Source organism: Kribbella sp. NPDC050124, assembly GCF_044460355.1.
GTDB lineage: Bacteria > Actinomycetota > Actinomycetes > Propionibacteriales > Kribbellaceae > Kribbella.
In genome coordinates this window covers 18,166-39,668 of the sequence record NZ_JBITJU010000002.1, presented here as the reverse complement: position 1 = coordinate 39,668, position 21,503 = coordinate 18,166, and the positions used below count along the sequence as shown (strand labels likewise).

General features: G+C 69.3%; 21 protein-coding genes. 13 read left to right on the top strand and 8 right to left on the bottom strand.

Translation table 11 applies throughout. The features are described 5' to 3' along the window. Positions 1 to 5 precede the first annotated feature (5 nt). A complete protein-coding gene (locus ACIBL3_RS07110) occupies positions 6 to 1,913 on the bottom strand; it encodes an N-acetylmuramoyl-L-alanine amidase (RefSeq protein WP_396352356.1) in 1,908 nt (635 codons plus the stop codon). Positions 1,914 to 2,074: 161 nt separating this feature from the next. Here ACIBL3_RS07110 and ACIBL3_RS07105 point away from each other — a divergent pair, with 161 nt between their 5' ends. The 3 genes from ACIBL3_RS07105 to ACIBL3_RS07095 all read left to right on the top strand — a co-directional run bounded on the left by ACIBL3_RS07105 (position 2,075) and on the right by ACIBL3_RS07095 (position 6,291). Further along, positions 2,075 to 2,686, top strand: a complete 612-nt coding sequence (locus tag ACIBL3_RS07105) for a DUF4126 domain-containing protein (RefSeq protein ID WP_396352355.1) — start codon at positions 2,075 to 2,077, stop codon at positions 2,684 to 2,686. Continuing rightward, entirely contained in the window at positions 2,686 to 3,993 is a 1,308-nt protein-coding gene (locus ACIBL3_RS07100; RefSeq protein WP_396352354.1) for a phytoene desaturase family protein, read from the top strand. The genes ACIBL3_RS07105 and ACIBL3_RS07100 overlap by 1 nt, the downstream gene beginning before the upstream one ends. Positions 3,994 to 4,086: 93 nt before the next feature. After that, positions 4,087 to 6,291, top strand: coding sequence for a HelD family protein (locus tag ACIBL3_RS07095; protein ID WP_396352353.1), 2,205 nt, complete (start codon positions 4,087 to 4,089; stop codon positions 6,289 to 6,291). On the opposite strand, the gene ACIBL3_RS07090 is transcribed toward ACIBL3_RS07095, so the two are convergent. Together ACIBL3_RS07090 and metF are read right to left on the bottom strand one after the other, a co-directional pair. After that, positions 6,288 to 6,818: a SixA phosphatase family protein gene (locus tag ACIBL3_RS07090; protein WP_396352352.1), complete on the bottom strand. Its 531-nt coding sequence runs from the start codon at positions 6,816 to 6,818 to the stop codon at positions 6,288 to 6,290. The genes ACIBL3_RS07095 and ACIBL3_RS07090 overlap by 4 nt on opposite strands. Positions 6,819 to 6,846: 28 nt before the next feature. Continuing rightward, positions 6,847 to 7,764: a methylenetetrahydrofolate reductase [NAD(P)H] gene (gene metF, locus ACIBL3_RS07085; RefSeq protein ID WP_396352351.1), complete on the bottom strand. Its 918-nt coding sequence runs from the start codon at positions 7,762 to 7,764 to the stop codon at positions 6,847 to 6,849. 67 nt (positions 7,765 to 7,831) lie between these two features. Between metF and ACIBL3_RS07080 the strand changes: the two genes are divergently transcribed. Beyond that, positions 7,832 to 8,920, top strand: a complete 1,089-nt coding sequence (locus ACIBL3_RS07080; protein ID WP_396352350.1) for a polyprenyl synthetase family protein — start codon at positions 7,832 to 7,834, stop codon at positions 8,918 to 8,920. Here ACIBL3_RS07080 and ACIBL3_RS07075 read toward each other — a convergent pair. Further along, the gene (locus ACIBL3_RS07075) at positions 8,917 to 9,336 is read right to left on the bottom strand and encodes a helix-turn-helix domain-containing protein (RefSeq protein WP_396352349.1); all 420 of its coding nucleotides are present in this window, start codon (positions 9,334 to 9,336) and stop codon (positions 8,917 to 8,919) included. The two genes, ACIBL3_RS07080 and ACIBL3_RS07075, sit on opposite strands and share 4 nt — an antisense overlap. A gap of 94 nt (positions 9,337 to 9,430) precedes the next feature. On the opposite strand from ACIBL3_RS07075, the gene ACIBL3_RS07070 reads away from it, so the two are divergent. After that, a complete protein-coding gene (locus ACIBL3_RS07070) occupies positions 9,431 to 10,237 on the top strand; it encodes an alpha/beta fold hydrolase (RefSeq protein WP_396352348.1) in 807 nt (268 codons plus the stop codon). After that, complete coding sequence (locus tag ACIBL3_RS07065) at positions 10,222 to 10,590, top strand: DUF4180 domain-containing protein (protein WP_396352347.1); 369 nt, start codon at positions 10,222 to 10,224, stop codon at positions 10,588 to 10,590. Before ACIBL3_RS07070 ends, ACIBL3_RS07065 begins: the two co-directional genes overlap by 16 nt. On the opposite strand, the gene ACIBL3_RS07060 is transcribed toward ACIBL3_RS07065, so the two are convergent. The 3 genes from ACIBL3_RS07060 to thiE are packed head-to-tail and all read right to left on the bottom strand — an operon-like array spanning position 10,568 to position 12,065. Next, positions 10,568 to 11,002, bottom strand: coding sequence for a barstar family protein (locus tag ACIBL3_RS07060; RefSeq protein ID WP_396352346.1), 435 nt, complete (start codon positions 11,000 to 11,002; stop codon positions 10,568 to 10,570). The two genes, ACIBL3_RS07065 and ACIBL3_RS07060, sit on opposite strands and share 23 nt — an antisense overlap. Continuing rightward, a complete protein-coding gene (locus ACIBL3_RS07055; protein ID WP_396352345.1) occupies positions 10,999 to 11,421 on the bottom strand; it encodes a ribonuclease domain-containing protein in 423 nt (140 codons plus the stop codon). Before ACIBL3_RS07055 ends, ACIBL3_RS07060 begins: the two co-directional genes overlap by 4 nt. Beyond that, positions 11,418 to 12,065, bottom strand: a complete 648-nt coding sequence (gene thiE, locus ACIBL3_RS07050) for a thiamine phosphate synthase (protein WP_396352344.1) — start codon at positions 12,063 to 12,065, stop codon at positions 11,418 to 11,420. The genes ACIBL3_RS07055 and thiE overlap by 4 nt, the downstream gene beginning before the upstream one ends. A 42-nt stretch (positions 12,066 to 12,107) precedes the next feature. Between thiE and thiO the strand changes: the two genes are divergently transcribed. The 5 genes from thiO to ACIBL3_RS07025 all read left to right on the top strand — a co-directional run bounded on the left by thiO (position 12,108) and on the right by ACIBL3_RS07025 (position 18,522). Then, the gene (thiO, locus tag ACIBL3_RS07045; protein ID WP_396352343.1) at positions 12,108 to 13,241 is read left to right on the top strand and encodes a glycine oxidase ThiO; all 1,134 of its coding nucleotides are present in this window, start codon (positions 12,108 to 12,110) and stop codon (positions 13,239 to 13,241) included. Between the two features lie 165 nt (positions 13,242 to 13,406). Further along, a complete protein-coding gene (locus ACIBL3_RS07040) occupies positions 13,407 to 14,363 on the top strand; it encodes a LysM peptidoglycan-binding domain-containing protein (RefSeq protein WP_396352342.1) in 957 nt (318 codons plus the stop codon). An 82-nt stretch (positions 14,364 to 14,445) separates the two neighbouring features. Continuing rightward, positions 14,446 to 16,392: a Stk1 family PASTA domain-containing Ser/Thr kinase gene (gene pknB / locus ACIBL3_RS07035; protein ID WP_396352341.1), complete on the top strand. Its 1,947-nt coding sequence runs from the start codon at positions 14,446 to 14,448 to the stop codon at positions 16,390 to 16,392. A 42-nt stretch (positions 16,393 to 16,434) separates the two neighbouring features. After that, complete coding sequence (locus ACIBL3_RS07030) at positions 16,435 to 17,316, top strand: DMT family transporter (protein ID WP_396352340.1); 882 nt, start codon at positions 16,435 to 16,437, stop codon at positions 17,314 to 17,316. A 9-nt stretch (positions 17,317 to 17,325) separates the two neighbouring features. Continuing rightward, complete coding sequence (locus ACIBL3_RS07025) at positions 17,326 to 18,522, top strand: glucoamylase (RefSeq protein WP_396352339.1); 1,197 nt, start codon at positions 17,326 to 17,328, stop codon at positions 18,520 to 18,522. Here the strand turns inward: ACIBL3_RS07025 and ACIBL3_RS07020 are convergent. After that, entirely contained in the window at positions 18,519 to 19,589 is a 1,071-nt protein-coding gene (locus ACIBL3_RS07020; RefSeq protein WP_396352338.1) for a glycoside hydrolase family 172 protein, read from the bottom strand. The genes ACIBL3_RS07025 and ACIBL3_RS07020 overlap by 4 nt on opposite strands. Before the next feature lie 120 nt (positions 19,590 to 19,709). On the opposite strand from ACIBL3_RS07020, the gene ACIBL3_RS07015 reads away from it, so the two are divergent. Together ACIBL3_RS07015 and ACIBL3_RS07010 are read left to right on the top strand one after the other, a co-directional pair. Further along, positions 19,710 to 20,210: a SigE family RNA polymerase sigma factor gene (locus tag ACIBL3_RS07015; RefSeq protein WP_396352337.1), complete on the top strand. Its 501-nt coding sequence runs from the start codon at positions 19,710 to 19,712 to the stop codon at positions 20,208 to 20,210. Then, positions 20,200 to 21,396, top strand: coding sequence for a hypothetical protein (locus tag ACIBL3_RS07010; RefSeq protein ID WP_396352336.1), 1,197 nt, complete (start codon positions 20,200 to 20,202; stop codon positions 21,394 to 21,396). Before ACIBL3_RS07015 ends, ACIBL3_RS07010 begins: the two co-directional genes overlap by 11 nt. The last annotated feature ends 107 nt before the right edge of the window (positions 21,397 to 21,503 follow it).

Here is a 21,503-nt window from a genome sequence, read left to right as displayed (position 1 = left end):
AGAGCTTAGACAGCAGGCTTCAGGTCCACATCTGCCGCCCGGACGTAGGCCATCCGGTGGCCGAACCAGATCTGGTAGTACCGGTCGTTGCCGAGCACCTGGACGTGGTCGGTCGGCGGCTCACCGGCGAAGGTGACGGCGCGGTAGTAGTCGGTCTCGATGGACGGGTCGCCCACCGGGTAGGCCTGACCCTCCCCGATCGAGTACTGCAGCGGCGTGACCACCTGGTACGGGATGCCCGCCGGGTACGCCGACTGCTCGGGGTAGGCCCGTCCATACACCGGCACCGACGCCTTACCTGCCTTCGGCTTCACCACGAGACCTGGCTTGGCGAACGCATCCGGCGCCGATGCCGGACTCTTGAACCACGCGAGCGCACCGAGGTACCAGACCGCCACCCAGTCGCCCTGCCGCTGAGCCACGACGTACTGCGAACCCGCAGCCGCCCGTGCGCCGATGTCGGACACCACAGTGGTGCTGGCGGAGCCGTCCGGACGCAGACCGATGTCCTTGACCAGCGGAGCCGCGTCGTCCGGCGCCTGTCGCAGGTAGACGAAGTTGGTGCCCTGCGGGGTGCACGTGGTGCCCGCACCGGTGCAGTTGGTCAGCACCTGCACGTTGTCAGCGAACCCGGGCTTGATGGTGACGATCGAGCCCGCCTTCACCGGGAACACGGACTTGCCCCAGATCGGCGCGCCCAGCAGGTCGAAGTAGTGCTCCCAGTCCCAGTACGGTCCCGGGTCCCAGTGCATGCCGCGGACGGTGCTCGGGAGCGTGCCCGGGATCTGGTCGTGGCCGATGATGTGCGCCCGGTCGAGCGGGATGTTGTTCTTGGCGGCCAGGTAGCGCACCAGCTTGGCCGAGTTGCGGTAGAGCGACTCGGTGTACCAGGTCGCGCCCTGAGCCGCGAAGCCCTCGTGCTCGATGCCGATGCTGTGCATGTTCACGTACCAGTTGCCGGCGTGCCAGGCGACGTCGTCGGCCTTCACGTGCTGCCAGGTGTAGCCGTCGGACGAGCGCATCGTGTACTGCCAACTCACGTACGTCGGGTCCTGCACCAGGTTGAGCGTGCCCTGCCAGCCGCCCTCGGTGTCGTGCACGATGATGTAGTCGATCTTGCCGGTCTTGGGCCGGTTCGCGAGGTCGTGGTTGCCGTAGTCGCCACCACCCAGGTCCTGGTACGGCGCCGGCAGCCACTCGCACGCGAGAGACTCCGGGCACTCCACTCCGGAGCTCTCAGCCGCAACGCCAGCCGGCAGCGCCAGCTTGCTCACCTGCGACTTGTCCGGCGTGACAGCCACGGCAGGCATCACGACCTGCTGCCCGGTGTTCGTCGTACGGGCCGCGCCGCGCGCCATGATCGCGTAGACGTCGTCCGCGAAGGCCGACGCGGCTGCACGGTCCGCGGCCTCCGCGTACGACGCCACAGCGCCGTACCACTGCGCCGCCGAGGTGTCGGAGCCAACCGGGAGGCCGAGGTTTCGTTGGTACGACGCCAGCAGTGCCGCACCGCCTTCGACGTTCGCGGCGGTCTCATTGCGCAAGGCAACCGGGTCCAGCCCGGTCAGCTCGGACGCCTTGTAGAGCGTCCGCAGAGACTCGGCCTTCGCGACCTTGCGCTTGCCGGAGAGGTCCACGACCGCGGTGGGGTCCACAGCGGTCAGGTGCATCGGCCCGTAGCCGCCGTCGGTGCTCGACGCGCCCTGGTGGTCGTCCCAGCGCGTCTCCGCGTACGACACGGCCAGGAGCACCGACTCCGGTACGCCGTACTTCGCCGCAGCCGCGCTGTAGGGAGAGGCGGACGGATCTGGTGTCGACGCGGACGCGGGTGGACCGCTCGACGACACGCCGGTCACGGTGATGGCCAGCGCTACCGCAGCCAATGCGGCGAGAATCTTCGGACGACGACGCATGATGTTCTCCTGAACCGACGGCGGGGATGCCGGTCACACAGACTGGCAGCCTGATCACTGTGAGTCGAGGCGACTCGGAAGTCAACGGTTAACCAAAACTCGCCACAAAAGGTTCAATACTGACAGCAGCGGTGGCGACAGAGGGTTACGGGAGCAGGACGATGGAAGCGTTGCCGTTGGCGTTCACGACCGGCTGGGCGAGCGGGATCAACGCCTACGCCTGCGTGCTGATCCTCGGCCTGCTCGGCCGGTTCGCGGGCGCCGACGACGTGCCGGAGGCATTGACCAGCAACGGCGTGCTGATCGTCGCCGGGGTGCTGTTCGCGTTCGAGTTCGTCGCCGACAAGATCCCGTACGTCGACTCGGCGTGGGACGCGATCTCGACGGTGATCCGGCCGACCGTCGGCGCGATCATCGCCGCGCTGCTGTCCGGTGCGGCGAGCACGCTGGAGCAGGCCGCGATCGCCACCGCCGGCGGCCTGGTCGCGCTGCTCTCGCACGCGGTGAAGTCGAGCCTGCGGCTGGCGATCAACACCTCCCCCGAGCCGGTCACCAACATCGCCGCGTCGTCCGGTGAGGACGTCGCGGTCGCCGGTGTGGTGACGCTGGCCGCGTTCCATCCGGAGGCCGCGCTCATCATCGCGGGCGTCCTGCTGCTACTCGGCCTCATCGGCGTGTACATCGCCTTCCGGTTCATCAGACGCGGTTGGGCCAGGTTCAAGGCCTGGCGGGAGAGACGCGGCACCCCGACGGCTCGGAGCAGTGCGATCTAATGGCGCGAGTGATAGTCATCGGGGCTGGTCTGGCCGGTCTCGCCAGTGCGGTCCGTCTGGCCAAGCTGGGTCACCAGGTCACCATTTGCGAGCGTGACGAGCGTCTCGGCGGAGTGCTGGGCCGCATCGAAGCAGACGGCTTCAGCTGGGACGCAGGCGCAGCCAGTACGACGCTCCCGGCCGCCCTGCGCGACCTGTTCCGCAAGAGCGGCCGCCCGATCGAGAGCCTGGTTCAGTTGGAGCCAGTGACCGAGCCGCGGCGGCACATGTTCGGTGACGGCTCGGTGCTCGACCTGCCGATCGCCGACCGCGGTGAGCAGCAACAGGCCTGGGCGGACCTAGCCGGAGAAAAGGCGGCCCAACAGTGGACCGCACTGGTCGACGGCTACGGCGAAACCTGGCAGGTACTGCGCAAGACGTCACTGGAGCCGCCGCTGAAGGACAAGCTGCCCATCGGCGCGGTCAGAGCACTCAAGCCCTGGCAGTCACTGGAGCGGGTCGCGCAACGCCAACTGGATGACGACAGGGCACGCGCAGTACTGCGGCACTACGCAGCACAAGGTGGATCGGACGCGAAGCTCACACCGGGGTACGTCGGTGTCTGGTCGTACCTGGAGCGCACGTTCGGCCGCTGGACGATCGAGGGCGGCTTCGCTGCGCTCGCGGACGCGCTGGCGCAACGAACGAGTGAACGGAAGGTGGACGTCCGGACCGGCGCCGAGGTTGTCGCAGTGACCACGTCGGACGGCAGTGTGACCGGCGTACGGCTGGCTGATGGGAGTGCGCTTGCTGCGGACATCGTGGTGAGCGACATCGACCCGCGTGTGCTCTACGAGCAACTGGTGGACGACCCGGTGGCCAAGAAGGTGCGCAAGAGAGTGCAGTCGACGCACCAGGCGCAAGCTGCCTACGTCGTACACCTGGGCCTGCAGGAGCCCGTGCCGAGCCTGCCGTTCGAGACAGTGCTGCACGGTACGCCGACCGTCGTCGTACGGACCGGTGGACAGGCACCGGCCGGGCACCAGGCGTGGTCCGTGCTGGTGCACGGCTACCCGACAGACGACGTACTGGACCTCCTGGTCGCGCGTGGGCTGCACATCCGGGACAAGGTGGTGTCACGGCAGACATCGCCGTCCTGGTGGGCGGGTGTGGCGTGGGAGGGGTACCGCACGGCCCGCCGACGGGCTGCCAACGTGTCGCCGGTCAAGGGCCTGTACTGCGTCGGCGCGGGAGCTCATCCGGGGTCCGGCGTGCCGGCCACGACTCTGGGTGCGGCCATCGTGGCGGACGCGGTCGGAAAAGCCTGAGACCTGGTTGGGTTTCGGCCAACCGGCGCACGTAGGATTGATTGTTCATGTGTGTCATGTCGGGATGGGTGCCCGGCAGTAGAGAGGACCTCGGTGGATCAATCCCCCACGTCGGCCGATCACGAGAACGTCGAGCGCGCTGAGCTGTCGGCTGAGCAGCAACACGTCGACCGGGTGTACGAGCGGGTCGCGGAGGCGGCCAGGTCGGCGTCCAGGATCGCGGTCGAAGGCCACCAACGCGGACAGGCGCAGAACGTCGGCCGGGTCCGCGAGGAGGAGCAGACCGGTCTGTACGAGCGGGACGTGCTGGTGTTCGCGGCGGCTCGCCGGATTGCCGAGCTGGACGCCGAGCACGAGGGACTCGTCTTCGGCCGGCTCGACTCCGACCGCGGTGACGACCAGCCGGCCGCGGACGCCGCCGCGGACCTGGAGAAGCGGTACGTCGGCCGGATCGGTGTCCGCGACGCGGAGTACGAGCCGCTGGTGATCGACTGGCGCGCCCCGGCCGCCGAGCCGTTCTACCGGGCCACGGCCACCGACCGGCTCAAGGTCGTCCGGCGCCGCGTGCTGCGGAACAAGGGCCCGCGGATCATCGGGCTGGAGGACGACCTGCTGGCGCCGGAGCGGGCACCCGAGGACCTGCCGGTCATGGGTGAGGGCGCGCTGATGGCGTCGCTGTCACGCGCCCGTGGTCACACCATGCGGGACATCGTCGCCACCATCCAGGCCGAGCAGGACAAGGCGATCCGGGCTCCTGCCCGTGGCGTGACCGTGATCGGCGGTGGGCCGGGCACCGGCAAGACCGTGGTCGCTCTGCACCGCGCGGCGTACCTGCTCTACAGCGACCGCAGGCGCTTCGAGCGTGGCGGCGTACTGGTCGTCGGACCGTCCGCTGCGTTCATGGCATACATCGAGCGAGTGCTGCCGAGCCTTGGTGAGAACACCGTGTCGCTGCGCGCTGTGGGCGAGCTGGTGGACGGCATCAAGGCCACTGCGGTCGACGAGGCCGACGCAGCCGCGATCAAAGGCTCCCTGCGGATGCGCGGCGTGCTGTCGCGTGCTGCCCGCGACAGGGTGCCCAACGCGCCCACGACGATGCGGGTCTTCGTCGGCGGAGCCACGATCGAGCTGGACGCCAACCAGCTGGACAACGTACGGCGGAACGCGCTGCGCCGGACGCCTCGCAACAGGGCCGCTGCCGAAGCCCGCAAGGGCCTGGTGGCCGCGCTGTGGCAGCGGTTCCCTGACGACCTGCGCAACGGCGTGTACGGCGACCGGGAGGCGTTCGGAGACCAGGTGACCGACACGCCTGCGTTCCGGACGTTCTTCGGCCAGTGGTGGCCAGTGCTGACGCCGGAGTCGGTGCTGCGATGGCTCGGTGACCCGAGGCGGCTGCAGCGCTGGGCACGCAACGACCTCGCCCCCGCTGAGGTCGACTCACTCGCTGCAGCGATCAGTGGCACGGACGAGTTCACCATTGCCGATGTCGCCCTGCTGGACGAGTTGGGCGCTCTGCTGGGACGCGTACCCGTCGCAGAGGTGAAGGACGAGGAGTTCGACTGGCTGGAGGGCCTGTCGGACGGCGTCAACGAGGTGCTGACCACGTCAGAGCGCCGGGCCCGGGCTGTCGCCGCCAGAGAGGCGGAGGAGCCGGAGGAGTACGCGCACGTCCTCGTCGACGAAGCGCAGGACCTCTCCCCAATGCAGTGGCGGATGGTGACCCGCCGTGGCCCGCAGGCGAGCTGGACGATCGTCGGCGACCCGGCGCAGAGCTCGTGGCCGGATCCGGACGAGGCGCGGGCGGCGATGGACTCGATGCTGTCGCACCTGCAGCGGCACTCGTTCCGGCTGTCCACCAACTACCGGAACTCGGCCGAGATCTACGCGTTCGCCGGTGACGTGATCCGGCAGACCCTGCCCGATGCGGATCTGCCCGACGCCGTACGCCGTACCGGTGTGGAGCCCGAGCACCGGGTCGTTGACCACGGCAAGGTTGCCGAGGCGGCGGGAGACGCGGCCGTCGAGTTGCTCCAGCTGGTCGAGGGAACGGTCGGCGTGATCGTGCCACCGAAGCTGCGACCGTCCGTCGACCCGGTGCTCGCCGAGCTGGGCGACCCACGCGTCGTTGCAGTGAGCCCCTTGGAGTCAAAGGGCCTCGAGTACGACGCAGTGGTCGTGGTGGAACCGGACCGGATCGTCAGCGACACACTGGGCGGCGTACGCGCCCTGTACGTCGTGCTGACCAGAGCAACTCAACGCCTGGTCACGGTCAACAGCACGACCAACTGGTTGCCTTAGCCGCGCGGGACGACGTACGAGACCAGGTCGGCGTCGTCGGCGGACAGGTCCGACCAGCGGCAGGTCAGGTGCAGGACGGCCAGGCCGCTGGTCGGGTACTTCTGCGTCAGCTCGACGCGCTCCGGACTGGTGCCGTCCAGAGCGAGCTCGTCGGCCAGCCACGGTACGCCGGGGGCGTGTCCGACCAGGATCACCGTGCGGGCGTCGGCCGGGGCCTCCCGGATGACGTCGAGCAGCTCGTCGGAGTCGGCGTTGTAGATGCGGCGGTCGTACCAGATGTCGGCCGCGGTCGCGCCGGCCTCGGCGGCGTACTGCCAGGTCTCCCGGGTGCGCTGCGAGGGCGAGCACAGCACCAGGTCCGCTTCGATGCCTTGCGCAACGAGGTAGCGGCCGGCCGCGCGGGCGTCGGCCCGGCCCCGGTCGGCCAGCGGGCGCTCCGGGTCCGGCATCGATTCGTGCGGCACCGCCTTCGAGTGCCGGAGCAGGACGAGCGTGCGGTCGATCAGCAGATCCGACGGGTCAGCCATCCGCACAGGATACGGCGGGAAGCCGGGTTCAGGACACGACGGACGAGCGCAGGTTGAGGAACACCTGCCGGGTCGCCGTGGACCTGTTCAGGGTGATGAAGTGGATCCCCGGCGCACCACCCGCGAGCAGCCGCTCGCACAGCTCGGTGGCGATCTCGATGCCGACCTCGCGCACCGCGGACGGCTCGTCCTCGACCGCGAGCAGCCGGTCGGTGACGGCCTTCGGCAACGCCATCCCGGTCAGCTCCGCCATCCGCTGGATCTGCTTGATGTTGGTGACCGGCATGACGCCCGGCAGCACCGGGATGTCGCAGCCCAGCTCGGCAGCGCGCTCGACCAGCCGGAAGTAGTCGTCCGCGCCGAAGAACATCTGGGTGATCGCGTAGTCCGCACCGGCGGCGGCCTTCGCCGCGAGCACCTGCGCGTCGGCCTCCAGCGACACCGCCTCCGGATGCTTGTCCGGGAACGCCGCCACACCGACGCAGAAGTCACCCAGCGAGCGGATCAGCTCGACCAGCTCGATCGCGTGGTTCATGCCTTCCGGGTGCGCGACCCACGGCTGGTTCGGACCGCCCGGCGGGTCGCCGCGCAGGGCGAGCATGTTCCGGACGCCGGCACCGGCGTACGCACCGATCACCGAGCGGAGCTCGTCGCGGGAGTGGGCGACACAGGTGAGGTGGCCGAGCGGCGTGAGCGACGTGTCCTGGGCCACCCGCTCGGTGACCCGGATAGTGCCGTCCCGGGTGGTCCCGCCGGCACCGTACGTGATCGAGACGAAGGTCGGCCGGAGCTGCTCGATCTCGCGGATCGAGCGCCACAGCACCTCCTCGGCCTCGGGCGTCTTCGGCGGGAAGAACTCGAACGAGAACGAACGGTGTCCGCTCGCAAGCAGCTCACGGATCGTCGGCGTGCCGCCGGGAAGCGTCGAAGGGAGACCGTTCGCCATTCCGACAGGTTACCCGCGGTGTCCCCTGCGTGATACTTGCGCGCCGCCACCGACTACGCTCCGAGACGTGTATGGCGATGTGGACATCCCGGCTGAGGTACAGCGCGCGCTGACCGGTTTCCTCGACCTGCAGCAGCAGCGGCTGGAGGCGATCGGGCCGGAGCTGACCGAACAGGTGCAGGCCGCGCGGGACGCGACCAGCGGCGGCAAGCGGCTGCGGCCCGCCTTCTGCTACTGGGGTTTCCGGGCCGCGGGCGGCCAGGTAACCCCAGGAACACCGTCGGCGCAGCCGATCCTGACCGCAGCGGCCAGCCTGGAGATGCTGCACGTCAGCGCCCTGGTGCACGACGACGTGATGGACTCCTCCGACGTACGACGTGGCGCGCCGGCCGCCCACCGTCGCTTCGAGGCCCTGCAGCGGGCCCGGTCCGAGGCGTCCGGGCTCGGCGGCGATCCGGAGCGCTTCGGCGTCGGCGCAGCCATCCTGCTCGGCGACCTGTGCCTGATCTGGGCCGACGAGATGCTGCACACGTCCGGCTTCGACGCGGCGGCGCTGGCCCGCGCGTCCAAGTTCTTCGACGCTGTGCGGGTCGAGGTGACTGCGGGTCAGTACCTCGACCTGGTTGCGCAGGCGAGCGGTGTGTCCGACATGGACCAGGCACTGCGGGTGCTGCGGTACAAGTCCGCGACGTACACGGTCGAGCGGCCACTGCACATCGGCGCTGCGCTGGCCGGTGGCGACCGGCGGTTGGTCGAGGCGCTGTCGGCGTACGGGCTGCCCGTGGGCGAGGCGTTCCAGCTGCGCGACGACCTGCTCGGGGTGTTCGGTGACCCGGCGCTGACCGGCAAGCCGGCCGGAGACGACCTGCGTGAGGGCAAGCGGACCGTGCTGGTGGCGTACGCGGTCGACCACGCGTCGGAGGTGCAGCTGGCCGAGTTCGACCGGCTGTTCGGGCGCCCGGACCTGGACGACGACGAGATCCAGCTGCTGCGCGAGATCCTGCAGGACTCGCGCGCGGTGCAGGCTTGCGAGGACCTGATCACCGAGCGAACCGAGGACGCCCTGGACGCGCTCGACCGCGCTCCCCTGGCCGACGACACCGCCCGCAAGGCCCTGGCCGACCTGGCGATCGCCGCGACGTCGCGGCTGCTCTAAGGCGTCGCCATCAGGTTGATCAGGCGGAGCAGCTCGGCGGTCGGGGCCAGGTCGCCGAGGATGATCACCTTGAGTACGGCGCGATCCTCGTCGTACACGGTCTCCACGCGGAGCCGGCCGATCCCGCTCTGATTGAGCGAACCCATCACGTGCGTGTTGATCCGGTCCGCCCCCGCGCGGTCGATCGCGTCGATGTGCACGATGCTCGACGCCTCGACGTGCCGGGACTGCTCGTCGGCCTCGAGCGCGGCGGCGCTGGTGCCGGTGAACGCCTCCAGGTCCTCCCGGGCGATCCGGTACTGCTTCCCGATCCGGACAGCCTTCAGGCGCCCGTCGCGGACGTAGTTCCGGATCGTGCGGACGTGCAGGCCGAGCCGGCTCGCCACCTGCTCGACCGAGTACAGCTCCTGAGGCATCCGCGTCCTTGTCGTCGGGGACTCCAGGCTACGGCAGTTTCCTTAGAATTCCCTATAATTCGTCAGATAGGGACGTTTGAGGTACTTTAATAGCATGATCTGGAAGTCAGTAGCCGGCCGGAACGCTCTGCATGAGCGCTACCGCGAGCTGCTCGCGACCTGGCCGGTGCCGAGTGAGCAGCGCCTGGTAGCGACCCGCCAGGGCGAGACGTTCGTGGTCAGCAGCGGCCCAGCCGACGCTCCACCGCTCGTCCTCCTGCACGGCTCGGCCAGTACGACGCTGGAGTGGATCGGCGATGTGGTCGCGTGGGCGGAGCACTTCCGGGTCCACGCCGTCGACCTGCTCGGTGAGCCCGGACTGAGCGCGGACGTGCGGCCGGCGCTGGAGGATCACGCCGAGTGGCTGGACGACGTACTCGAAGGTCTGGGCGCGTCCGAGCCGGTGTCGATGGTCGGATCTTCGCTGGGTGGCTGGTTCGCCCTCGACTACGCGATCAGGCGGCGGGTGGCGAAGCTGGCGCTGCTGACGCCGAGTGGGATCGGGCGGCAGAAGTTGCTGGTTTACCTGCCCGCGCTGTTCCTGCTGCCCTGGGGACGCTGGGGAATCGTGCAGACGATGCGGCTCGTCGCGGGCCCGTTGCCCGCAGGGGAAGCAACGGCGTACGGCGACTTCGCCCTGCAGATCCATGAGCACTTCAAGCCCCGGCGGGTGTCGCTGCCGATCTTCAGCGACGAGCAACTGGAGAAGCTCGAGCTGCTCGTGGTCGTCGGCGGGAAGGACCGGATGCTCGACTCGCACGAGACCAAACGGCGGTTGCCGGAGGCGACCGTCTTGCTACCGGACGCCGGACACGTGTTGCCGGCCCAGACCGAGAGGGTGCTGACGTGGTTGAGGAGCTAGGCGGCGTGCGGGTGTTCGTGGCGGACACCGGCGTGGTCGACGAGGGCGACGCCGTACAGCTGATCGCGACCGCGCACTACGAGCACCAGGCCGAGTGGGTCGCGCTGCCGGCCACTGGGCTGGGCGACGAGTTCTTCGAGCTGCGGACCGGACTGGCCGGGGCGATTGCGCAGAAGTTCGTGAACTACCGGATGGGGCTGCTCGTGGTCGGGGACATCTCGGACAAGCTGGCGAGCAGCAAGCCGCTGCGCGACTGGGTACGGGAAAGCAACCGGGGTCGGTCGCTGTGGTTCGTCGACGAGCTGTCCGAGTTGGCTGAGCGACTAATGCCTACAGGACCGGCTGTGAGCTGAGTAGGTCTGGTGTCTCGGCGTCCGGGTGTTCCTGGATGAGCACCCGGAGCTGACCGGACGCCGTGACGTCCTCGGTGAAGATCTGGAGCGCGACGTCGACGGTGTCGTGATCGTGCTCCAGCAGGTGGTGCAGACCGGCCCACAGGACGATCTCGGGCTCGCCGGTGGAGCGGTCGCTCAGCGAGTCGGCGAGCGCGTCCCAGTTGCGCCCGAACCACCGCGGCAGGTCGAACGCGGTCGCACACAGGTCGAGGAAGCCGGACTTGTCGTGCAGCTCGCTGGTGTCCAGCAGGACGAAGCCCCAACCGGCTTCGGTCGCGGCACGCCGTACCTGGTCCGTGGTGGTGTCCGACGGCCAGCGGTAGACACCGGGGCGCAGGCCCTTGGTCAGCAGCGTGCGCAGCTCAGTCATCCGGTCCCCCCGTCCGCCCCGATCCGGCGGAACGACGTGTAGTGGTCGTCGGTGTAATAACGCTCGCCACCCTTCCCGGTCACGATCCGCCGGGCGCCGCGGTCGCTCTCCCCCGGCGTCTTCACGGTGTACTCCCGGTAGTACCCACGGTCCTGCTGGGGCAGCAGCTTCTCGAAGTTGCCGAACACCACGCCGTCGCGGCTGTACGGGAACGGCCCGCCCTGGTCGATCAGCTTCAGCGTGTCCCGCGCCTCGTTCGGCAGCTCCGCCACCGCGACGATGGTCAGACCGCTGTCCGGATCGGTGCCGCTCGTCTTCTCCTGCGTGCTGCACCCGAACAGCGCGGCCGCCAGCGTGATCACCAGCATCGCGATCACCACGATCGCGACGATCCGGGCGGTCTTCGGGTTGTTGATCACCCGGCGCTCCGCAACCGCCTGCTGAACTCCGCAGCCGCGGCCGCCGGGTCGTCCGCGTCGGTGATCGCTCGTACGACGACCACACGCGAAGCGCCCGCTTCAAGGACCTCGTCCAGCCGGCCGAGGTCGATCCCGCCGATCGCGAACCACGGCTTGGACTGCTGCCGGCTGGCCGCGTACGAGACCAGCTCGAGCCCCGCGGCCTGGCGGCCCGGCTTGGTCGGGGTCTCCCAGGTCGGGCCGACGCAGAAGTAGTCCGAGCCCTGCTCGGCGACCGCAGCGTTCACCTCGCTGAACGTATGCGTGGAGCGCCCGACGATCGGCTCCGGACCGATGACGGCCCGCGCCGCATGCACCGGCAGGTCCCGCTGTCCGAGGTGCAGTACGTCGGCCCCGGCGGCGAACGCGATGTCCGCACGATCGTTGACGGCGAGCAGCATGCCGTGCCGCTTGCAGGCGTCCGCGAAGACCTCCAGCGCGGCCAGCTCGTCGGCGGCCTCCATCTCCTTCTGACGCAGCTGCACGATGTCCACGCCACCGCTCAGCGCGGCGTCGAGGAACTGTTCGAGGTCGCCCTGCTTCTCGCGCGCATCCGTGCACAGGTAGAGCCGGGCGTCATGGAGTCTCTCGGTGCGCTCAGTCACACCGCCAAGCCTGCCATGCCGACCCCGTCGTAGGGTTGTGGCATGCCTGTGTTGACATCCGATGTGGTCGTGATCGGCGCTGGGCTTATCGGTCTTGCCACCGCGTGGCGGCTGGCGGCAGACGGTATCCAGGTGACGGTATGTGACCCGACACCCGGCATCCAGACCTCCAACGTCGCCGCCGGCATGCTGGCCCCGGTCACCGAGGTCGAGTACGGCGAGGACGAGCTGCTCGCGCTCAACCTGGCCAGTGTGGCCGCGTGGCCCACGTTCGCCGCCGAGCTGGAAGCCACCACCGGCATGTCCGCCGGTCTGCACCAGACCGGGACGCTCTCGGTCGCGTACGACGTCGACGACGCGGCAGCCCTCCGGCGACTGGCCGACTACCAGCGACGGCTCGGCCTCGAGGTCGAGGAGCTGTCTGGTCGCGACGCCCGCAAGCGCGAGCCCATGCTGGCAGCCGGCGTCTCCGGCGGCGTGTGGGTCCCGGGCGACCACTCGGTCGACAACAGGCAGGCAGTGGCGGCGCTCGTCCGCGCGCTGGAGGTCTCCGGCGTCACGCTGATCCGTGAGCGCGTGTCCGAGGTCATCACGTCCGGTACGACGGCTGTCGGCGTACGCCTGGGCAACGGGGACACCGTGCATGCCGGGCACATCATCGCTGCGGCAGGACCGTGGTCCGGGCAGCTGGACGGCGTACCGCACGAGCTGCGTCCGCCTGTGCGTCCGGTGAAGGGTGAGGTACTGCGGCTGCGGGTGCCGGAGGCTTATCGGCCGGCCCTGAGCCACGTCGTACGGGCGACCGCGCGAGGCTTCTCCGTGTACCTCGTCCCGCGGCCTGGTGGTGAGCTCGTGGTGGGTGCGACCAGTACTGAGCTCGGCTACGACACTCGAGTGCTCGCCGGTGGCGTGTACACGTTGCTGCGGGACGCACGGACCGTGTTGCCGGTCACGGACGAGCTGGAGCTCGTGGATGCGATCGCCGGGCTGCGGCCGGCCACTCCGGACAACGCGCCGGTCCTGGGACCGTCCGGGCTCGATGGGTTGCTGTGGGCAACGGGTCACTACCGCAACGGTGTGCTGCTGACGCCGATCACCGCGCAGATCCTCGCGGACACGGTCCGCAGCGGCGTCGTCCCCGAGCTCGGGAAGCCGTTCCTCGGCAGCAGGTTCTGACCCAGCGGTTGCTCTGAGCAAGCACCGCTTGTGAACTACACGCATGTAGTTCAGCCTTGAATTGTAAACATTGGATTACAGGCGTAACAAGCACCCCATCGGCCCCTGTTGTCACATCCGTATCAGCACTTACGGTCAAGTGACGTTCACACGGGGAGATGGAACATGCGTAACGTCGTACGTGTACTGACCGGCATCGCCGTACCGGTGCTGACCGCGGCGGTGATCACCGCCGGCTCGCCGGGCTTCGGCTCCTACCAGGTGAAGAACGGCGACACCCTCAGCCACATCGCGAGTCGCTACGGCACCACCGTCAAGACTTTGGTTGCCCTGAACAACCTGCCGGGCACCGGCAACGCGATCTACGCCGGCGAGGTGCTCAAGGTGCCGGGCAAGAAAGGCACTACGGCGGCGCACCCGGCGAAGCGATCCCAGCTCGGGCGGGTGACGTACGTCGTCAAGCCGGGCGACACCGTGTCCGAGATCGCCAAGCGCTTCAAGTGCTCGCAGGCGAACCTGCTGGCCGCCAACGGCCTGCGCGCCGGCGACCACATCTACGCCGGCAAGCCGCTGCAGGTCCCGGTCAAGGTCCGCCCGAAGGCCAAGGCGCCGGTCAAGAAGAAGAACAACACCTTCGCCGGGCGCACCTACCCCGACCACATCGTCGCCCGCGCCGACCGCAACCGGGCGATCCTGAAGAGCCGCAAGCTGCCCACCCGGGCCCAGATGCGCACGCTCATCGTCAGCACCGCCAAGCGGCACGGCGTCGACCCGGAGCTCGCCCTCGCGGTGAGCTGGCAGGAGTCGGGCTGGAAGCAGCGGGTGGTCTCCCCCGCGAACGCCGTCGGGGCGATGCAGGTGATCCCGTCGACCGGGCAGTTCGCCTCCTCGATCGTCGGGCGGAAGCTGGACCTGCTCCGGCCGCAGGACAACGTCACCGCCGGCGTGGTCCTCCTGGACCGGCTGACCGGCGCGGCCCGGCTGGACATCGCCGTCGCGGGCTACTACCAGGGGCTGGGCGGGGTGACGCGGAACGGGATGTACCCGGACACGAAGGTCTACGTGAAGAACGTCCTCCGGATCAAGGCCCAGCTGGAGCGCGGCTGGGACCCGTTACGGTGACTGCGGTGCGCCTGGCACGGTCACGCTGAGCCGTTATCTACACTCTCAGAGCAGAACGGCTTGGAGAGGCGGCTCACCGCAAGTGACGGACGACGTGGACACGCAGGTCAGCGACCGCCTCGTCGGGCGAGTGCTCGACGGACGGTACCGCGTGGGCGCGCGCGTCGCCAAGGGCGGCATGGCCACTGTCTACCAGGCCCTCGACATGCGGCTGGACCGGGTTGTCGCGCTCAAGGTGATGCACGACGGGCTCGGCGACGACGCCCAGTTCGCCCGCCGGTTCGTGGCCGAGGCCCGCGCCGCCGCCCGCCTCTCGCACCCGAACGTCGTCGCCGTCTTCGACCAGGGCGACGACGACGGCACGCTGTTCCTGGCGATGGAGTACATCCCCGGCCGCACGCTGCGTGACGTCATCCGCGAGCAGGCGCCGCTGTCCCCGTCTCGAGCGCTTGACCTGCTGGCGCCGATCCTGTCCGCGCTCTCGGCAGCGCACGACGCCGGCATCGTGCACCGCGACATCAAGCCGGAGAACGTGCTGATCTCCGACAACGGCGTGGTGAAGGTCGCGGACTTCGGCCTGGCCCGTGCGGTCAGCGCGACCGGCAACACCGCGACGCAGGGCCTGCTGATGGGCACGGTGTCCTATCTGGCACCAGAGCTCGTCACTGACGGTAGTGCGGACGCCCGCTCGGACGTGTACTCGTCCGGCATCCTGCTGTACGAGATGCTCACCGGCACCAAGCCCCACTCCGGTGACACCCCGATCCAGGTCGCCTACGCGCATGTCCACGCCGACGTGCCTGCGCCGTCGGAGGAGCAGCCGAGCATCCCGCCGTACGTCGATGCGCTCGTGCAGCGCGCGACGGCGCGGGACCGGGACCTGCGGCCGGCCGACGCGCGGGTGCTGAGCCGCCAGGTGCGCCGAGTGCGCAGTGCGCTCGACGAAGGCCTGCCGGACGACCCGGAACTCACCGGCGACCTGACTGTGCCGATCCGGCAGATCCGCCAGGACAGCGGGTACGACGACGGCTACACGCGCGGCGCGCCCGAGGAGGACGGGCAGGTGCTGCGGCACGACACGATCGTCGTACCGGTGGAGAACGGGCGGCCCACAGGTGCCGCGCGGGTCCAGGTGCCACCGCAGCGGAAGGGCCGTGGGCTGATCGCGCTGATCGCCATCCTGGCCGCTGCCATCGGCATCGGTACAGCGGCCTGGTACTACGGCATCCACCGCTACACCGCCACGCCCAACCTGGTGAACATGGAGCCGGCGGTCGCCGCGGAGGAGGCCGGGAAGGCCGGGTTGCGGACGACCCTGGCCAACCAGGACTTCTCCGAGGAGGTGCCTACGGGCCACGTCATGGCGACCGACCCCGCCCCCGGCGACCGGATCCGCAAGGAGGGTGAGATCGGTCTCACCGTTTCCAAGGGTCCGGAGCGGTACCGGGTGCCGCAGCTCGCCGGACTCGACGTGGAGGCGGCGAAGCGGGCGCTGGACCCGATCAAGCTGATCACCGGGCAGATCAACGAGCAGTACAACGAGACCGTGCCGGCGGGCCGGGTGATCGCGTTCAGCCCGAGGTTCGACACGGTCGTGAAGCCCGGCACGGCGATCAACCTCGCGGTCAGCAAGGGCAAACGGCCGATCACCGTCCCGGACACGACCGGCAAGTCGTACCGCGACGCCAGCAAGGAACTGCGCAAGCTCGGCTTCGTGGTCGGTCGGACGGACCAGTACGACGAGAAGGTCGCCGAGGGTAAGGTGATCAGCCAGAGCCCCAACACCGGCACGCTGTTCGCCAAGGACAAGGTGCAACTGGTGGTGTCGAAGGGCCCGCCGCTGGTCGAGGTCCCGAACGTCAAGGGCAAGCGGCTCGCCGACGCGCAGCGGATCCTGACCGAGGCAGGTTTCACGGTGAAGACGGAGCGGGCGCCCTACGGCCTCGGCCTGAACATCGTCGCGGCCCAGAACCCGGGCGCCAAGAAGAAGGTCAAGCCGGGCAGCGAGGTCGTCATCACGGTTCTCTAGTCGTTTTGCCCCGGCCGGTGGGCGTCTGATGAGATGTCCGGCGTGAATCACCCGCGTCTCGCCGTACTGGCCCTGCTCGCGGTCGCGGCGGCGTGGGGATCGACGTTCTTCCTGACCAAGGACCTGCTCACCAGGATGGACGTCGCCGACTACCTGGCGTTGCGGTTCCTGATCGCCTCGGTCGCGCTGATCCTGGTGCACCCGCCCGCGATCGCCCGGCTCAGCCGCCTGGACCGCGGCCGGGCGGTTGCCCTCGGCATCACCTACGGCATCGCCCAACTGGTCCAGACCGAGGGCCTGCGGCACACCTCGGCGAGTGTCTCCGGCTTCGTCACCGGCATGTACGTCGTCTTCACGCCGCTGCTGGCCGCGGTGATCCTGCGGCACAAGATCGGCCGCTGGGCCTGGGTCGCTGTGTTCCTCGCCACGGTCGGCCTCGGCGTCCTGTCGCTGCGCGGCTTCAGCCTGGGCACCGGCGAACTGCTCACGCTGGCCTCGGCCGGTCTGTACGCGCTGCACATCATCGGTCTGGGCGCCTGGTCCACCCCGTCGAACGCCTTCGGGCTGTCCGCGCTGCAGATGGTCGTGATCACCTGCGTCTGCGCGATCGGCGCCGTACCGGGCGGCTTCGCTCTGCCGGGCACGGGTGCTGACTGGGTCAGCGTCTTCTACATGGCGCTCGTCGCGGGAGCGCTGGCCCTGATCGTCCAGACCTGGGCTCAGGCACACCTCACTCCCACTCGCGCGGCGATCGCGATGACAATGGAGCCGGTGTTCGCGTCGTCGTTCGCCGTCCTGTTCGGGGCGGAGAGCGTGACGTGGCGGATGCTGGTGGGTGGCGCCCTGGTGCTGTCTGCCATGTACTTGGTGGAACTCGCACCGCGGCGCAAGTTCGAGGCCGAAGTGCAGCACCTGGCTCAATAGGGGGAGACGATGCGGGACGACGGCGCGCGGCGGGTCCGGTGGTTTCCGGCCGTCGTGATCGCGGTCCTGCTGGCGTTCCTGGCCGCCGGGACGACGAACAACCTCCTGCGCAATCCCCAGCCGTTGCTGGTCGCGGAGGGCGTGCCGGGGGCGTCCACGCTGACCGCCGACGACGGTCGGTACGACGACATGATGCAGCACGCGATCGCCGACCTCGACGCCCTCACGTTGCCGAACGGCGCGGCCCTTGCCGGCTGGGACGGTCCGTGGCGCTTCGTCTGGCCGCGGGACGCCTCCTTCGTCGCCGCCGCGTACTGCGCGATCGGCCGTACGGCGGACGCCGTACGAGTGCTCGACTTCCTCGACGGGGTCAGGCCGTCGACCGGTCGCTGGGAGGCTCGCTATTCGTCCAGCGGGGAGGCTGTCCGGGACGGGCGCGAGGCACAACTCGACGGATCGGGATGGGTGCTGTGGGCAACGTGGTTCTGCAAGGCCGGGGGCAGCTACTGGGAGCTGGTGCGGGAGTCGGCGGACCAGATCGTCACCGAGCTCGGGCCGGACGGCCTGCCTGGGCCGTCGCCGGACTACTGGGAGCGCCCCGAGTCGGAGCCGACCCTCGGCACTGTGGCTCCGCTGCTCACCGGGTTGCGGTCCGCGGTCGGGATGGCCACGGAGCTGCGGCATCCGGACGACGCCGCACGCTGGTCCGCGGCGCTGGAGAAGTTGTCTGAGGCAACGGATCGGCATTTCGGACCGGACTACCCGCGGACGCCCGCGCGGGCGGTTTCCTTCCTCGAACCGGGGCTTGAGCCGATCGGGGTGGGCGGCGGTGCGGACTCGATCGTCACCGTGCTCGGTCCACCGTTTGCGCCACGCCGTACTGAAGTCGACCATGCGATCGACCGGGCGCGCGCCGCACTGACGCAGCCGAATGGCGGGGTCACGCCGGGCGAGGACTGGCGGACCGATGGGGTCGCCTGGACACCGGAGACCGCGTTGTTCGCGTTGAGCGCTGCGGCCCGTGGGGATCGGGCTACGGCGGGCGAGCTGCTGAACTGGCTGAACGAGTACCGCACGAGCACCGGAGCTCTGCCGGAGAAGGTGAACCGCAACCTGCAGCCGGCCGGCGAGGCTCCCCTGGGCTGGACCTCAGCCCTGGTCGTCCTCGCCGGCGCTGCACTCGAGCAGCCGTTGCCGATCCCTTAGCAGATCTCCATGGCGTCGTGCACCGGCGCTTCCGGGCGCGCAGTACTGGTCTTGACCGAGTAGAAGAACGCGGTCGAGGCGATGTCGTCCTGGAGCGGGAGGTAGCGGCCGCCGGAGCGCCAGCCGAGGGCCTGGACGTCGACGCGCAGCTTCTCCTTGAAGCGGATCGGGTCTGGCAGGTGGAAGCGGTACATGCCGAACCGCTGCTGGCTGGCGTACTGCCCGTCCGGCCGGATCACCTGCGGCATGCCGAGGTACGGCGTACTGAACTCGGTGTAGCCGCCGAGGTGGGGTACGTCGAAGTTCCACGCGCCGCCGAAGTAGTCCTCGGTCCCGGTGCCGCAGATGGTCGGGAACTCGTCGTCGCCGTCGAGGTAGAACTTGACCTCGCCCTCGCCCCACCAGCCGCTGCTGTTGACGCCCCACGCGACGTACGTGCCGACGTAGTGGCCCGGACCCTCGACACCGTCCAGCAGGGTGTGCACAGTCTTGGCGGGCAGCGGGTTGCTCCGCCGCCACTGCGCGTGCAGGTACGCCGTGTTGTCCGGTACGGCGCCCAGCCAGTAGTCGACCTGGAAGTACACGACCACCGCCTCGTCGTGGGTGTTCTCCAGCGTCAGCTTGGCCTCGGACTGGAACGGCATCTCCCAGTAGCTGTTGAAGCCGCCGTTCGGGTTCACCGCGACCGGGAGCGAGTTGACCTGGGCGAACTTGCCCCAGCCGGAGCAGAAGAAGTCGCCCACGGGCGTCTCGATCGCCGGCGCCTCGTCGCCGTCCCAATGCGCACGCAGCACCAGCCGGCGCCAGTTGTCGACGTGCGTGGTGAGCCAGATGTGCGTGATGCAGCCCTGGCCGGCGATGTCGGCCAGCGTCGCGGTCTCCCCCGGGCCGATCTCGATCGACGGCGACACCTTCCAGCCCTGGCCGAGATCCCGGGCCGCCTTCGCGCCGGTCCCCTCGGTCCGGCGGCCGCCCTGACCGGGCTCACCGGTGGGGTTCTCCGCACTGATGGAGCGCGTCTCGACGTCCACGATCGCGCTGATTCCGGACAGCTTCCCAAGAGTCATACCCGCGACCTTAGGTCGCGGACGGGTCTGTGAGAAATCGATTGCCCAGCAACTGGACTCAGCAGATCGGGTCCTGGTGTCGTCTGTAGTGGTGTAGACCGCCGGCACCTGGGAGGGGACGTGACCTTCGACGAGTGGACCCGCTCGGGGCTGCCTGGACTGCTCCGGTTCGCCACCGCGTTGTGCGGCTCGGGACACCTGGCCGAGGACCTGGTGCAGGACGTCGCGATCAAGGCGCACCGGAACTGGTCCCGTGTCTCCAGCGCCGGACATCCGGACGCCTATCTGCGGCGGATGGTGGTCAACGAGTACCTGTCCTGGCGGCGCAAGTGGTCCCGGTACGTGCCGCGAGCCGAGATCTTCCCGGCCGAGGAGACCGCCGACCACGCCGACGCGGCCGCCGATCGGGACGTTCTGATCAGCGAACTGGCCAAGCTGCCTCGGCGGCAGCGCGCCGTACTGGTCCTTCGGTACTACGGCGGCCTGAGCGATGCCGAGATCGCCGAGACCCTCGGCTGCTCGGCCGGCACCGTCCGCGCGCACGCCTCGCGCGCCCTCGCGACCCTCCGGATCGAACTCGCCACCCCGACTCTGACCTCGGAAGTGAACCATGCGTACTGAGGAAGACCTCCGCGCCGCCTTCGACCACCTCGCCGGCACGGCCCCGGCGCCTGACGAGCTGCTCACGAAGCTTGGCCGCGTACGACGTCGCCGTACGCCTCTCGTTGTCGCCACAGCGTTGGCGACTGCTACGGCTGCGATCGCTGGGCCGATCGTCGTGAGTCAGTGGAACGACAGGCCGGTGACGGCTGAGCCTCGGAACTCGGCGTGGACGCCGTGGGTCGATCTGCCGGTGCCGAAGGGGATGAAGGTCAATCCGGGCGTGTACACGGCGAATCGCCAGGACTACGAGTTGATCGGGTTCACCGGCAAGCCGTGGATCACCACCTGCCTGCTCACCGTGCATCGCAACGGTGACTTCGACCCGGTGAAGATCCCGGCCGGCAGTCCTCGCGTCGACCTCAACGGCCGGCCGGGCCGGGTCGTCCGCTCGACGCTGAGCCGGCCGTTCATCCCGGCGCCTCGCGGGTACCTCGGGGTCATCCAGGGCGACCCGCTGCAGACAGTGGTCTGGCAACCGGGCGACGGCTTGTGGGCGCTGCTGACCTGCAGTTCGCAGCAGGAGCTCGGGACCCTCAAGGTGCCGCAGATCGATGCGCCGTACCAGGCCAACGAGCCGCTCGCGGTGACGATCGCGAAGTCGATCTCACCAGGGACGCGGACCCTCGGATCGCCGGTCAAGGTGGGCTACCTGCCCTCTGGCCTGCGGCCCGATCGCATCACCTATCGCAGCCCGGACGCCGGGGTCGAAGGGTCCGGGCAGAACTTCACGATTGATGTGAGCGATGGCGATCCCGCGACCGGCTTCCGGCCCCGCGACCTGAAGGGCTCCGCCAAGGTCGACCGCCCGTACGACCCCCGGCCTGGGGACGACCTGCGGATCAGGGTCACCACCGACAAGTTCTGGAACCAGATGTCGCGCTTCCCCGAGCCCAAGCCCGACCTGACCATCAACGGCATGAAGGCCTGGTACATCGCCGAGCTGGCCTTCGGCGAGCCGGTCGACCGCCCGAAACCGCCCAAGACCGCGATCCGACTGGAAGGCAACGGGGTGGCCGTCGTCATCCAGGACCTCACCACCGCGCCTGACCAGGACAAGCTCCGCAAGGTCGCCGAGACACTGCGGCTGGCCGGGAATCCCCGCGACCCGAACACCTGGTTCGACGCCGCCGTTGCGATCCCCTGATCGTTGGCCGCCGACCACGATCGGGCCTGTTGGTCGCCAGGCGCCGACGCGGACCCGCGCACGTGCCGCAGGCGGGAGCCGGCGCTCCGGCTGACCGGCTCCCGCCT

Bases quoted from the DNA above. Each gene is read 5' to 3' on its own strand.
- ACIBL3_RS07110 (WP_396352356.1), bottom strand. From the start codon at position 1,913: ATGCGTCGTCGTCCGAAGATTCTCGCCGCATTGGCTGCGGTAGCGCTG.
- ACIBL3_RS07105 (WP_396352355.1), top strand. From the start codon at position 2,075: ATGGAAGCGTTGCCGTTGGCGTTCACGACCGGCTGGGCGAGCGGGATC.
- ACIBL3_RS07100 (WP_396352354.1), top strand. From the start codon at position 2,686: ATGGCGCGAGTGATAGTCATCGGGGCTGGTCTGGCCGGTCTCGCCAGT.
- ACIBL3_RS07090 (WP_396352352.1), bottom strand. From the start codon at position 6,818: ATGGCTGACCCGTCGGATCTGCTGATCGACCGCACGCTCGTCCTGCTC.
- metF (WP_396352351.1), bottom strand. From the start codon at position 7,764: ATGGCGAACGGTCTCCCTTCGACGCTTCCCGGCGGCACGCCGACGATC.
- ACIBL3_RS07075 (WP_396352349.1), bottom strand. From the start codon at position 9,336: ATGCCTCAGGAGCTGTACTCGGTCGAGCAGGTGGCGAGCCGGCTCGGC.
- ACIBL3_RS07070 (WP_396352348.1), top strand. From the start codon at position 9,431: ATGATCTGGAAGTCAGTAGCCGGCCGGAACGCTCTGCATGAGCGCTAC.
- ACIBL3_RS07060 (WP_396352346.1), bottom strand. From the start codon at position 11,002: ATGACTGAGCTGCGCACGCTGCTGACCAAGGGCCTGCGCCCCGGTGTC.
- thiO (WP_396352343.1), top strand. From the start codon at position 12,108: ATGCCTGTGTTGACATCCGATGTGGTCGTGATCGGCGCTGGGCTTATC.
- ACIBL3_RS07040 (WP_396352342.1), top strand. From the start codon at position 13,407: ATGCGTAACGTCGTACGTGTACTGACCGGCATCGCCGTACCGGTGCTG.
- ACIBL3_RS07025 (WP_396352339.1), top strand. From the start codon at position 17,326: ATGCGGGACGACGGCGCGCGGCGGGTCCGGTGGTTTCCGGCCGTCGTG.
- ACIBL3_RS07020 (WP_396352338.1), bottom strand. From the start codon at position 19,589: ATGACTCTTGGGAAGCTGTCCGGAATCAGCGCGATCGTGGACGTCGAG.
- ACIBL3_RS07010 (WP_396352336.1), top strand. From the start codon at position 20,200: ATGCGTACTGAGGAAGACCTCCGCGCCGCCTTCGACCACCTCGCCGGC.